The sequence below is a fragment of the Sporosarcina sp. P29 genome, from assembly GCF_002743265.1.
In the GTDB taxonomy this organism is placed as follows: Bacteria; Bacillota; Bacilli; order Bacillales_A; family Planococcaceae; genus Sporosarcina.
In genome coordinates this window covers 134,146-148,159 of sequence record NZ_PDYX01000004.1, presented here as the reverse complement: position 1 = coordinate 148,159, position 14,014 = coordinate 134,146, and the positions used below count along the sequence as shown (strand labels likewise).

The window sequence follows — 14,014 nt, the reverse complement described above, 5'->3', positions numbered from 1 at the left end:
TATAAACCCTCACTCTATATTCCGTCATGTGCACGTTAGACTAACAAACTGGAGAAGATCGTCCCGTTTAAAACGTCCGTTATTTGCTTCTCTGTCAGCTGTTCATCATGCGTTTTGGACCAATCATTAACTAGTGCTACATAAGATCTGAATAAAAGAAATGCAATCAGCTCGCTGTTGCATGGCTTCAATTCACCTTTTGCGACTCCTCGCTCAATCTTTCCTGCAATGAATTTTAATATTTCCTTCTCTATAGAAGTTAAAGCATCTCCTACAGCCGGCGTACGCAACTCTTTCTCTTCTTCAATTAATTTAATGAATAACTGATGCGTCTCGCGAAATTTCAGCAACTGCATAATACGTGCATGGGCATTCTCTTGAAACGACGCACCTTCTATAGCTGTCCGTTCAGAAACATCTTTCATTTCTGCGACCATTTTCCAGACAATCGAATGAAATAACTCTTCTTTATTCGAGAAAAACGTATAGATTGTACCCTTCCCCACGTTCGCGATCTTCGCTACTTGATCCATCGTCGTTGCTTTATATCCGAACATCGAAAATGATTTTTCAGCCGCCAACATGATTTCTTCTCTACGATCCATTATGACACTTCCTTTAGAAATGACCGTAATACCGTTTCGGTCTGTTAGTCATTATATTACATAGATTAATGAATGAATGCAAGATATTGCACAAAAAAACTATCATACAAGCCATATTTTATGACTTGCATGATAGTCTGCAGTTTTCATTCGATTACGAATACTTTTCGAATAGGTTCTTTAATCACTTTCCCATTTGCTGACTTCACTTCGGTAATCGTCAAATAGTATAGCTCGCCTTGTGTATATTTAGTAGTTGGCTTAATTTTTAACGACTTTCCATCTTCTCCAAGCGTTGTAGAAACCTTAATGATTTCGCCTTTTGCATTTCGAACAACTACGTTATCTAAGTTCGCAGGATCATTTTGTAATGTACCAGAAAACTTGATGTTCCACTCTTTTGTCGTTTTAATTTCACTTTCAGAATCAAAATAATTATACGGTTGATCATTATCGAGCACTACCGCTTGCACTATGCCTGCAGGCAGTTCAAGACCTGTTAATGCATCCAGTACTTCGCCCGTCTCCCCAATTTGAACGATCATAATTCCATCCAACACTTCTGTTTTCTCTACTTTGGCAGGTTGGAATTCTCCTGTCTTTTCATCTTTCACTTGAATTTGTAGCTTTCCATCTGTAATGGTCGCTTTTACGTTTTCAGGTGTATCGACTGAGTGTTCAGGTGTAGGATCTGGTTTTGGATCTGGTTTCGGTGTTGGAGTCCAGTTATCCCCTATATCTTCCCCCAAGTTCTTCGTGTACTGCCAACGTAAAATATCATCTTTCTCTAATTCATAAATTCCGGCACTATACTGCGGAAACTCACCATTGACTGAATACATCCAGCCACTTAGTGGACCGCCATCAAATTCTCCTAAATTATTTATACTCTTGACGTATATAGTTGGACCTATTCCAGAAAACTTGATTGGTATGGAGCGATTATCTACTTCACGTTTTAGTATCGTGAATGCCGTATCTCCCGACTCAATTTTAAACTGTTTCGGGCTAATAATATCCCCAGTACCCATTGTCCGTGTTTCTACAGAAAACGTAATATACGTTGGATCTGCTGGTGGAGTTACTACTGGCTTAATTATTGAATTCTCATATTGAGTAATTGCTTGTTTCAAATCACTGATTGCTACGATCACCTGTTGCTGATCTACTTCTTCATTCACTTCTATTGCTTTCGCATCTACGATTGTTGATTGCAGTTGATCACGTGAAGCTTTTGTGAATGTTCCTGCAGTTGTGCCTTCTTGAGTGGATGCCAATTTTTCCTCTGCTGTTTGAATAGCCGCTGTTAATTGTGCTTTATCAACAGTTTCTACTGGCGGCTCTACATTTTCCACATCAGAAAATTGTTGCCACACGGATTTGCCTGTTTTGATTTCTTGTAGGGCAATGAATGATTGCTCTAAAGCTTTCGCATTGACCCATTGATCAGCAGGTAAAGTAAAGGCAAATGCCCCATTTTTCGTTTGGAATTTGCTTAATGCATCTACAGGTGATTTCCCACCCTTTTGCCAATCAGCCGATGTAACGTCTTCTCCTAACGCAACAAGGCCTGAGATTACAGTCGCAATACTATTAGAGTTTTCTCCCCAAGCGCCCCAGCCAGCTGTATCCAGTTGTTGTTCGCGTAGGACGTGTTTCGCTCGTTCAATTGCGGCATTCACCGCACTATCATCTTGATAATTTGCTAGTGCCAATAAGACCATGCCTGTCATATCGGGATCAGCTGCGTCTTTTGCTTTTAATGAAAGCGAAAATCCGCCCTTTTCCTTTTCTTGCTTTAACACATGTTGCAAGGCTTTCTCTTTTGTTGTGTTATCCCATGTTCCTACATCTTGCCCGCGTTTCTCACCTGTATCTAAAGCGAGCATCGCCCATGCATGTTTATTTATAGATCCAATTGATCCGTCTGCCTTTTGTTGTGCTGCTAGCTCTGCATAAAGATTTCGTTTAGTTTCCCATGCAGTAGATGGATCTTTTCCAGCTGCTAGCAAACCGAAGATATAGCGAATATGATCCGTATCTGATTCATCTTGCCGTAATCCTGGATCTTTAGTGAGCCAATCTGGTAATTGTGCTGTGCCGTCGCTTAATTGAGAACTAGATGCACCTAATGCAACCAATTCCGTCCAACTAATTCCAGGCATGCTCCATCTGAAATTGGCCTTATTATATCTCTCCACTTCATAAAACCGTAACGTATCCGCAAGCATATCGTCTACCGTACGAATAACTTCTGGTATAGACGGAGTAATATTCGCAGTAGTTTTCACATTCGACTGCACTACTTCAGCAAGTCCAGTTATGGATAATGCTTCATTTGGTACTTCGCCTTGCACATGCAGAAGTACTTTCTGATTACTTTCAACCGTAACGGAGCCAATTGTTAGGGCACCACTTTCTGTAGTCCAGTTACTAACGTCTGAAGCCGCTTCCGTGAACGTGTCTCCACTTAATGTGAGTTCAATAGTCGGATCCTTGTCCCCGACTTTCAACTTCGTCATGGATTCAAGAACTGCATTGCGTTTATAGAAAATGTGAAGGTTATCATTTTCATTGACTGTGTTATCAATTAGTGAAGTAGATGATCCTGCATTAACATCCACAACCCACTGATCGCTGCCATGTAAACTTCCATTTTGAACGTTGTTAATCGATACAAAATTCTTTTTCGCTTGATCCAACTCGTAAGGAATATTTTGTTCTTTTAACAACTGTTCAACCACTTGTACAATCGTACTGCCTGTTTCGAAAGTTACTTCAGTATCTGAAAGAATCGAGCCATTCAATCCATCGATTTTCACTTTGGCTTTGTGTTTATCAGCTACTGCTTTTTCACCAACAATAATCTTGCTGTAAGGACGAGTAATCGAACTAAATTTGCCGTTCTTTTTCTCAGCTGACAGAAGATACTCACCTGGCTCGGCGAATACTATACTCGCTACTCCTTCTGCATTTGTCTTTACTTCTTGGCCATTTATAATAAATGGTTCATCATTTAAAAGTATTGTTGCATCCCCTACAACTCCACCTTCTTGTTTCAGCCTGATATTTACACGTTGTTCAGAAGTTGTCGTTAGTTCCTCTTGATCAAACCACGAATAAATTTGCGATGTGAAATCAGTAGTGAAATAAAGGGTCACTTCATCGTTTGCTGCTAGTGCATAATCAGCTATTCCTCTATCAATATATTGATTATTAACTGCATACATCCAACCATCAAAGCCTGGATTTATATCAAACGTTTTTAATCCATCGATGCTAGTTATATAATTACCTTGGGAAATATCAAGTTTCTTTTTATCCGATACATTAAAACCATTAGATTCCAAAGCTTTTACAATAGCATGAATAGCCAATGGGTTCTTTTCTGTCACATACCAGTTACCTACTTTATTGTTGCCTACCACATGAGTAATATCATATGGCTTTATGCTTATTTCCGTTAACGGTACAATCGTTTTATTAAAACCTTCTACACGAACTTTCACAGGTATTTCTTCTACTTGAATAGAGGTATCTTCAAATACCGCAAACTTCCCTGGGTGTGTGGCTGAAAATTCAAAGCTTTTTCCCTCTATATTATATGTTCCACCAAGCTTCACCCACTGGGATGTTTCATCTATAAACTCATAAGCCGCTAACTTTGCAGTATCAATTCCTTGTAGCTCATGGTCTTCAAATTTACTAATGAACATTGCTGATTGTTGATTCGGAAATTCTTTAATTTTTTCAATAGTGTCTTTACCTTTAGTTAGCATCATTTGGAATTCAAGTGAGTTTCCTATTAGACGCAATGTAGGAGGTGCAGTCAATGCATTGATTCTCTCATGAGTTATTAAGAAACCTTCATGTGTCTCTAGATTGATAATATCCGATAAATCCGGTAATGTAATAGCATATTTTTTCGCTTCAATCGTAGTAGTTATCGACTTTTCTTCTAACCTTTTTATGTCTGATACATAAAACTTCACATAATTTTCATTCATCGCTCGGATGTTAAGTAGAGATTCCTTTAGCTGAGCTTTTTCCATTTTAGATATCAGATTTTTCGAGTTAACAAATGCAGTTCCAGAAACGTCTAGACTAATATCAGGATCTAGCACTTTATGAATTACTCCACCTGTTATTCCTTCATACTCTACTTTTATTTGTACAGTTCCTGGTTTTAGTCCTTTTACCATTTTCTTATGTTCTGTTTTACCGAATGAATTTACTTCTACCTGACTTCCTTCAGGAGCACTCCAAGTAAAACCATTTTCTATACCCGCAATCTCATTTCCATGTTGATCTAAGACATTTGCTGTATATATGATACCGCCACCTACATTTGATACATGTGGTGATCCAGAATTCACAGTGATAGTAGTAGGAATTTGTTTTTGCCCAATGGTCAGTTGTATATTAGAAGATATAGTAGAATCTGCTTTTAAGCTAGCAGTAATAACTACTTCTCCCTCACCTATCGCCGTCACAACTCCTGTAATAGGATTGACACGTGCTAGATCTTCATTTGAACTTGTCCAAGCTACTTCAGGAATAATAACTTCCTTGTTTTCAGCATCATACGCATCTGCGTATAGCTTTACTGAATTACCCAACGGAAGGTTTTCATAGTTTTGTTCAGACTTAATTTCAATAGAAGAAGGGAGTTGTTTAACTGGATGTGAAGCGCCCATTCCAGATATCTCTGTAGAAACTTCCCCTAGATTACCTGAGAATTTATTAATTGCTGAATATACTTTGACGTATTTGATTTCTTCTAAATGAATAGGCTTTCCATGCTCATCTACAGCCCAACTAATATCCATCGCATCTCCGCCAGATCCTTGGATTGGAGTAGTATAAGGATTATTTGGTTGCTCATAATTCGTATTAAGAACTGGAATCGAGTCCACATAACCGTAACTAATTTGCTTTTTCTCTGTTCCAATCTCTGATGCGGAGAAATTATTTAAAATAGAAACTCCGCTAAGTGTATACTTTTCCTGATTAACTGTTGGAAACTGGTCTGGCGATGGATATCGACGCCCGCCTAATAAACCTTCCCTCCCTTTGTTATCAAACCATTTTCCAGCATTTTCACTTTGTCCTGCAGGATTCCAATACGTCACTTCGTAGTCTGTATAAGTATCGTCATTTTTATATTCGGACCCAGCTAAATGATACCAAGGGCCATCTTTATGGACTGCAACTTCAACTGCCCCAGGCTCTTGATTGTAGATCCCAGGTTTACCATTAACCTCAAAAGGATTTCCGAATACCGTAAAGTCTATGCCATACGGATTTAATGGATCATTTTTTATAGGCTCTTCAAATTCGACAACTAAATAACCTCCAAAACCACCTAACGATAATAAACCGCCATTTTTGGAACGGATTTTTTTTACTGCATCTGTCGTATAACTACCATTTGTATATTGACCTGGCGCTGGTACAAATTCAATAGCTTTTACTTTACTATACGATAAGTAAAATACTCTTTTAATATTCTGACCTTTGGAATCTATTGCTGATAAAAAAATTGTATTCAAACCTTCTGAGAGTTTTATTTCGTATAACTGCTCATTATTGGGTTTAATAAATACATTGTTCATTTCTACTCTAGGCACTAGGTTTTGCCCTTTATCATCTATCGCTTCAATGTCTAATGTAATAGCAGATTCAAACACATTCTCTCCGTACTCATAATTATTTACATAAATGCCGGCAGTTCTTTCTTTATCAAATTCTTTTACTGAGTCTGCTACTTCCACTTTCTCTTCTTCTGACTTGAATTGTTCATTCGCATGTACAATCGGATTGAATGACATTAGCACCCACAATACGCTCAATAACATAGACAACAATATATTCACTTGTTTACTATTTCCCAAATACTCCTACCCCCTATTTTTTTCAATAAAAAAATCCCGCCTCCGGAAAGAGACAAGGATGGATGGATGCGTGTGTAGACATACATAATACAACACAACATACATACCTTTTTCCGGAAGGTTGTAAGCATGGTATTATGGTAAGTCTCCTGACTTTTGGATACAAACGCAACTTCACCCTTCCCAGTACGAATACCAGTGGTTGTCTGAAGTCACTTTCCAATTACAGTGGCCGGACCGTTCAGGATTTTCACCTGATTCCTTTTTAAGTCTTGCAAGCTAGCAAGACACCAAAATACGCTATAAACTACTCTTAATCATAAGGAGTCGACATAACAATTGCAATAGCAAGATTTTTGTCGTTTACGGTATTTACCAAATTCCTATAATTGACCAATTAATTCCTGTGCTATCTTGACTATCTTTTCAGTCTATGTAACGATAAGAGATGGATAAACACTAGGGGTGCTGTAGCTGAGAGAGGCGTTCGCCTTAACCCTTGAACCTGCACTAGATAATGCTAGCGGAGGGAAGTGGACATATGACGGATTTCGGCCGTACTATGCAACCGCTTCGCACAGAGAAGTGGTTTTTTTGTGTGTATTTTTTGAAGAAATGAGAAGTGGTAAGAATGATGACTACTAAAGTTTTAGAATTTACGAACGTATCCTTTCATTATCAAGCAACGAATGCTTCGAAACCAACTGCTATTTTCAAGCAAGTCGATTGGCATGTGAATGAAGGCGAATTCGTCAGCATCATTGGGCCAAGTGGTTACGGGAAAAGCACATTGTTCCGACTCGTCACAGGGCTTGAGAATCCTGACAGTGGAGAAATTTCATTGAACGGAGAAGTGACAGAGAAGCGGTTAGGCAAAGTCGGCTATATGCCGCAGCAAGATTTGCTCATGCCATGGCGAACCATTCTTGAAAATGTTCGATTGCCACTGGAACTTCAAGGCAGTAAACCTTCTTCTGATGAAATCATCCAACTACTCGCTGATTTCGGATTGCCTGGAGAAGAAAACGCCTACCCTGGAAATTTATCAGGCGGCATGCGACAACGTGTTTCCTTTTTGCGAACGATCTTGACCGGCTCCACTATTTTCTTACTGGACGAGCCGTTTAGCGCACTCGATGCGATTACACGGCTGACGATGCAAGAGTGGCTGATCGACCAATGGCAAAAGCTCGATAAAACGATCGTCTTCATCACACATGATATCGACGAAGCACTATTTCTCTCGGACCGCATCTTTGTACTCGCGGAAAAACCGGTGCAGACGATTCGCGAAGTCATCGTACCTCTTAGCCGACCACGCACTATGCGTGACTTAGCACGACCTGAACTGATAGAACTAAAAGAGCAACTCATCAGCGAGCTTCGTTCGGAGGCACGGTTATGAAGAACATCACTTCGTATAGTTGGTCGCTACTTTTCGTTGCGATTTTACTTGGTTTATGGGAAATCAGCGCACGTCTATACGACAAAAGCTTTCTCTTCCCGTCTCCTTCAGCGATTCTGATCCGATTATGGGAGCTGAAAGCGGAGCTGTTTATCCACCACTTACCTCCGACGGCGTTAACGATTTTGATTGGCTTATCAATTTCGATCATAATCGGATCGACACTGGCAATTGCTATGTATAGTAAGAAACCGATCGAGCAGGCGTTTTACCCTATCCTGATCGCGTCGCAAACGATTCCCGTGATCGCGCTGGCGCCGATTTTCGTCTTGTGGTTTGGCTATAGTATTTGGAGTAAAGTGGCGGTCACCGTACTGATCACCTTTTTCCCGATTACCGTCAGCGTTTTTGACGGCTTACGCTCGTCTGATAAAAACTTACGTGAATTAATGCTGACAATGGGCGCATCCACAAAAGATATCTTCTATAAACTAGACCTACCTTCCGCCTTGCCGTCTTTCTTCTCTGGACTCAAAGTGGCGGTCACACTGAGTGTAATTGGTGCGGCTATTGGGGAATGGCTAGGCGCTCAGGCAGGACTTGGATATTTCAGCAGAAGAATGATGACGCAATTTGACAGTGCCGCTGTATTTGCACCGATCGTCTTGCTTTCTGCAGTAGGTATTATGTTCTTTCTACTCGTCGTCGTATTGGAAAAACACTTTTTACAATGGAGGAATCACCAATGAAAAAACGTCTGTTCCTTAGCCTCACGTTTCTACTTTTATTGCTAGCTGGATGTACGAATAATACACCCGCTACAGATCAAGATGAGACACCGAACAATGAAAAGAAACAAGTCAGCATCATGCTCGACTGGTATCCAAATGCAGTACATAGCTATATTTATGTAGCCCAGGAAAAAGGCTATTTCAATGAAGAAAACGTGGAATTGGACATTCAATTCCCTGCCAATCCGACAGACCCTATGAACTTGACCGCAGCAGGAAAAGTGACACTTGGACTGTATTACCAACCGGATGTCATTTTAGCGCAAGCCAATGAAGACATTCCGATCAAAGCAATCGCTTCTATCGTGCGTGAACCGCTAAATTACACCGTCATGCTAGAGGAAAGTCCGATTCAATCTCCTAAAGATCTCGAAGGCAAAACGATTGGCTACCCTGGGATTCCACTAAACGAATCTCTAATTAAAACGATGGTCACAAATGACGGCGGTGATTATGACAAAGTGAATATGATCGACGTTGGATTTGAACTCGAATCTTCACTCGTTTCAAAACGTGCCGATGCCGTGACCGGAACATTCATTAACCATGAAGTGCCTGTCATGAACTCAAAAGGATTCAAAACGCGCTATTTTAATCCAGTAGACTATGGTGTGCCGAATTATAGTGAAATTGTGTTGGTAACGAGTGACGAGACGTGGGATAAAGAACGAGACGCAATCCAAGCGTTCTGGCGAGCTGCACAAAAAGGCTATGAATTCATGGTAGAACAGCCTGAAGAAGCTCTCGACCTGTTGCTGAACAACCAAGATCAAGCAAACTTCCCGTTAGACAAAGCCATTGAAACAGAAAGTTTGAATGTCTTATTGCCGAAGATGGATACAGAAGGTGAAGCATTTGGGACACTGGACGAAACGTCTTGGGAAGAAGTACGAGACTGGCTACATGAAATGGAAATGATCAAGACGAAACCTGAAATCGACGATATGATTTTAGATATCAGTACAGGTGAAATGTTTTCTAAAATTACAAAGTAACACATAAAAAAGGCTGTTGCGGAAGTCTCCTTGACTGATCGCAATAGCCTTTTTCGATTATATAAAATTAGCGAGGCTGTACAGTAAACTTCACAGCAAACGACTTCTTCATCGCAACGCCACTTTTATTCTGCAACCCTCGATCCACACGTAAATAATGAACGCCTTGTGGCCATTCGGTAGTAGGTGTAATGAGTAATTGCTTACTATTTATGGGATCTACTCTCGCTGTAAAACTGTCGATACGTTCTGCACTATTTGGCGAGCGGGTAATATAAATATGTCTTGCATAATCTTTACCGTGTAGTAATTCACTAGTAAATTTGATGTTGAATACTTTATTCGTTTGTACATTTAGTTCAGGAAAATCGCCCGTAAATTCAGATGGTGGCAGGGGTGTTGTAAAAGCTGGCAACGCGTTGCTAAGTCGTTCTATATTGACTAATCCTGCACCATAATGAATGTCTTTACCCGGTACCCCTAAGTCTGTCGCGGTCATTTCAAGTAACTGTCTAATCTCAGAAGGCGTCGCTTCAGGCTTCAAAGACTTCACTAAAGCTGCTACCCCCGCCACAATGGGTCCCGAGAAAGATGTTCCACTGAACGACGTATAGCTGTTATGGATTGCAGTTGTAGTGATTGCTGCGCCCGGAGCAACTAAGCTCACGTGAGAGTTATAGTTTGAAAAGGAAGCACGCTGATTATCTCTTTCCGTTGCTCCAACTGAAATGACTGAAGGATAGGACGCAGGAAACATGATCGAATTCCCCTTTGTTGCATCATTCCCGGCAGATGCTACGACCGTGATACCCGAGTCAACTGCACGCTGAATGACCTTTTCCTCCAGTTGGGATCGGTCGCTGCTTCCGTAACTCATATTGATCACATCGACTTGTTTCTTAATAGCGTAATCAATCGCCTTGATACTATCCGACAATTTACTGAGGCCGTTCAAATGCGAGATTTTTAACGGCAATATTTTGGTGTCATATAGTCCCGTAATACCCACTACTCCTAGATTATTCCCAGCCTTAGCCGCGACTACACCTGCGACAGCTGTTCCGTGACCATCAACGTCCTGAACATTCGAATTATCGGCGTAAAAGTTATAACCGCCCGGCTGAATACGCCCTTGTAAATCCTCATGCTGTACATCAATACCAGAATCAATGACCGCCACGACGATCTTTTTCTTTTGCTCCTGCACCCTAGACCAAAGCAACTGTGGCTTCATCTGGGGAATCCACCACTGCTTCACAAGAATAGGATCATTGAATTCTACATGCGAATAACGCTCATAATTGGGCTCAACATGTAAGACGTTTGGATCTTCTAGTAATTGTTCTTTCATTAACAGCATGTCATCTGAATCTGTAAAGCTCCATAACTCTACTTCATCCGTAATTGTTTCACGGCTTTCTACTCCGGGTACGATTCCATCCATAGAAAATGTCTGACGACTTTCTGCATACTCTACCAATAATTCATTTGAAAAATCTTCCGCACTGACTATCCCTTGAAAACCAAGTAACGCCAGCAATCCAATGCATACACTCAAAACTATATGATGCCGTCTTCTCATTCGCCCCTCTTTTCTTCCCTGCCACACTTTAGTAATATGGGATTCTTTTAAACCATTATAACTCACCATTTACCATCTTCATACATCTTACTCATAGAATAGGACTACTTTAAATGACGGATTTTGAAAAATCCACTGTAATGAATATCCTGCGACCTACTCCCTGTATGCAACAATCTTCCTTACTTCTAGAATAATCCCGTCAGTCATAGTATAATCTTGACTACATTGGTATCTATACTTGCGTTCAAATGATAGAGCCATAGCATGAAGTAGGAGAATTTATATGAAAAAGTGTCCGATATGTAATGAAATGAATACAAAACAGCAAGAGTACTGTACAAACTGTAAAGCACTCCTTGCATCACGCTATTCCAATAAAAAACGGTCGTTACTAAAAACATTGCTGTCTCCCATTGTATTAATAGTGGTTGTACTAGTTGCAATTACAAGCTATTATCTTATGGAAAATAAATACGGGCGACATGCCATAACCGAGCAATTCATTTCAGCACTGATCGAGCAAGATCAAGACGCGTTACATGAATTGATCGTACCGAAAGATAGTCGTATTTCGATCGACGGAGAAAGCATTCAAGCCTTGCTTACATTGGTAGAGAAAAACCCTTCCATCGTACAAGTAATTGAAAACAATTTACAAGAAAATACCGACGATGGCATGTTCTCCATGCGTGTAGCAGGAAAGCGATTCGGCCTCTTCTCTCGCTATACGATCAATCCAGCAGGCTATATCCTCAAAGTGAAATCAATTGGGGAGGAAACCGTCCTATCAATTCACGATACCGAGATGGGCTATATAAAAAAGAGTAAAGAACAAGCAGAATTCGGCCCGTATATGGCAGGTATTTATCCCATTAAAATGACCACAACAGTGAATGACGAAAGTGTGCGGGAAGAAATTCAGGCGAATGTATTTGGTGCAAAGCAATCGGTTCACCTCACTTTTGATTCCATCAAAGAATTGGCCGTCGCAACCAACGTGGAAACCGATAATGATTTGCCAGTCGTACAAAATGACGTCCCGAAAGAAGAGCCTGTCGAAACTGTTATTGTCAAAGAAGTGATTAAAGAAGTGCCAGCTGGCGATTCTAACGAGCATTTCATCATTTCGTACAGCGGTGACGTGTTCCTCGACGAATCCGACCTAAAAGGACTGTCAAAAGATGATTTACGTTTAGCGCGCAATGAAATCTATGCACGGCACGGCTATGTATTCCAATCAAAAGAACTGCAAAACTACTTCGGCTCACAGTCATGGTACGAACCGAATCCATCCTTCGATGGAAAGATGACCAAGTGGGAGAAGCATAATATTGAATTGATCAAGTCACTGGAATAAAAGAAGGAGCAATCCGTGAAGTCATCATGACTTCACGGATTGCTCCTGTTTTTTTGTAGTTTGGCGCGGGCATAATAACGCGATGTCAAGCTAATTCAACTAGCCTCTTCATCTACCTCACTACCACTCCCACCATCTTCTACCAACTTCTTCATAGCCCTCGCTTCATACGTCACCCAATCTTCATCTGGCTTATTAATCAATTCATCCAGAATCGAAACAGCTTGAGTATCCTCACCAAGCTTCCACAAAGCACGGCTTTCTTGAAGACGAATTCCGTCTCGGTAAGGGGATTCTTTATAATTCTCATCTTTTTCTTTACGGAAAGCTTTCGCGATTTCCACAACCTCTTCATACTTCTTCTCGCGCAAATAACTTGATGCGAGGAAGTACGAGGCATCATCCGTGAAGTAATCCGTATCTTCCGTCCGCATAGCATATTCAAAATACACAACAGCTGCTGGGAAGTCTTCCTTTACGAATTGTCTATATCCTTCATTATAATACATATTCGCTGCTTCATTTGAAACGAATTCAAGCTCGTCTTGTTCTTCAGGTTTTACGACTACCTCTTGAACGGGCTCGTCCTTCTTCGGCTCTGTCTCCGTTATGGCAGGCTTTTTCACCGGTGCTATAGCTTTCGACTCCGTAGCGACCTCAGGCTGTGACATGAGGTTGGCAATTAACCAGATAAAGAAGACTAATAGGACGGTCGCAATACTAGCAAGCAGTACTGCCGCCTCTTTTTTCAGCTTACGTTTAACTTTAGGCTTCGGAACCGGTCGTGCGATATCCGGGCGCGGAGGTTCTGCCGCCACGACACGTTTAATGGTCGGATCATCGAGCACATACATAGGTAATCCTGCCGTATAGCGAGATAATGTGCCGCTTTCATAACGTGCCAACAACACCGTTTTCATGCGATATAATTCAATCGGGATGGGCAGTTTTCCTGCCAACTCCATCGCATGATCTATGATCTGTAGTGCGTTTTCGCCAAAGCCTAGCTGAATTTCCGATATGGCATCGTTATATTCAGCAATAATCTGCGTATACGTGTCCCAATTGTCAACGATCGTTTGCTGTAACTTAATAGCATGAAGATCATCGCTGTCTAGTTCCTTCAAGTAGGCTAATGCCACGTGCAAATTTCCGACCTTACTTTCGAGCAACGCTTTATGCCACAGAATTTGCTTGCGGCTAACATTCAACTTTTCCAGTTCGCGTATCGTATCAAGCGCTAACGTGTAACGTTTCTGTCGTATCTCTTGTTGCATTTGCTGTATCAGCATAGGAACGTTAGTAAATGAACTCATCGAATCACCTCCACCTACTAAACGGGCGTACGTAGTGACTCACCCATTGATCATTTGTTATGCTCG

Annotated in this window: 8 protein-coding genes and 2 riboswitches; of the genes, 4 read left to right on the top strand and 4 right to left on the bottom strand. The window is 40.9% G+C overall.

Going from position 1 to position 14,014, the window contains the following annotated elements; all coding sequences use genetic code 11:
- Positions 1 to 35: 35 nt before the first annotated feature.
- Together CSV68_RS05740 and CSV68_RS05735 are read right to left on the bottom strand one after the other, a co-directional pair.
- Entirely contained in the window at positions 36 to 605 is a 570-nt protein-coding gene (locus CSV68_RS05740) for a TetR/AcrR family transcriptional regulator (RefSeq protein WP_099661671.1), read from the bottom strand.
- Positions 606 to 751: 146 nt separating this feature from the next.
- The gene (locus CSV68_RS05735; RefSeq protein WP_099661670.1) at positions 752 to 6,499 is read right to left on the bottom strand and encodes a DUF4430 domain-containing protein; all 5,748 of its coding nucleotides are present in this window, start codon (positions 6,497 to 6,499) and stop codon (positions 752 to 754) included.
- Between the two features lie 122 nt (positions 6,500 to 6,621).
- A riboswitch (cobalamin riboswitch) is annotated at positions 6,622 to 6,809 on the bottom strand.
- Positions 6,810 to 6,950: 141 nt separating this feature from the next.
- Positions 6,951 to 7,048, top strand: a riboswitch (TPP riboswitch).
- 85 nt (positions 7,049 to 7,133) lie between these two features.
- Here CSV68_RS05735 and CSV68_RS05730 point away from each other — a divergent pair.
- From CSV68_RS05730 to CSV68_RS05720, 3 genes are read left to right on the top strand one after another with little or no spacing between them, the layout of a single operon-like run.
- Positions 7,134 to 7,904 carry an ABC transporter ATP-binding protein gene (locus CSV68_RS05730; protein ID WP_099661669.1) on the top strand — a complete coding sequence of 257 codons (771 nt, stop codon included), beginning with the start codon at positions 7,134 to 7,136 and terminating at the stop codon, positions 7,902 to 7,904.
- Positions 7,901 to 8,653: an ABC transporter permease gene (locus CSV68_RS05725; RefSeq protein ID WP_099661668.1), complete on the top strand. Its 753-nt coding sequence runs from the start codon at positions 7,901 to 7,903 to the stop codon at positions 8,651 to 8,653. The genes CSV68_RS05730 and CSV68_RS05725 overlap by 4 nt, the downstream gene beginning before the upstream one ends.
- Positions 8,650 to 9,690 (top strand): ABC transporter substrate-binding protein, encoded by a 1,041-nt coding sequence (locus tag CSV68_RS05720; RefSeq protein WP_099634039.1) that lies wholly within the window; start codon positions 8,650 to 8,652, stop codon positions 9,688 to 9,690. Before CSV68_RS05725 ends, CSV68_RS05720 begins: the two co-directional genes overlap by 4 nt.
- Positions 9,691 to 9,757: 67 nt before the next feature.
- Here the strand turns inward: CSV68_RS05720 and CSV68_RS05715 are convergent, their stop codons facing one another.
- Positions 9,758 to 11,272 carry a S8 family peptidase gene (locus CSV68_RS05715; RefSeq protein WP_158233496.1) on the bottom strand — a complete coding sequence of 505 codons (1,515 nt, stop codon included), beginning with the start codon at positions 11,270 to 11,272 and terminating at the stop codon, positions 9,758 to 9,760.
- Between the two features lie 286 nt (positions 11,273 to 11,558).
- Between CSV68_RS05715 and CSV68_RS05710 the strand changes: the two genes are divergently transcribed.
- Positions 11,559 to 12,632, top strand: coding sequence for a YARHG domain-containing protein (locus tag CSV68_RS05710; RefSeq protein ID WP_099661666.1), 1,074 nt, complete (start codon positions 11,559 to 11,561; stop codon positions 12,630 to 12,632).
- Between the two features lie 95 nt (positions 12,633 to 12,727).
- Here CSV68_RS05710 and CSV68_RS05705 read toward each other — a convergent pair whose 3' ends face one another.
- Positions 12,728 to 13,948 (bottom strand): tetratricopeptide repeat protein, encoded by a 1,221-nt coding sequence (locus CSV68_RS05705; protein ID WP_099661665.1) that lies wholly within the window; start codon positions 13,946 to 13,948, stop codon positions 12,728 to 12,730.
- Positions 13,949 to 14,014: the final 66 nt, after the last annotated feature.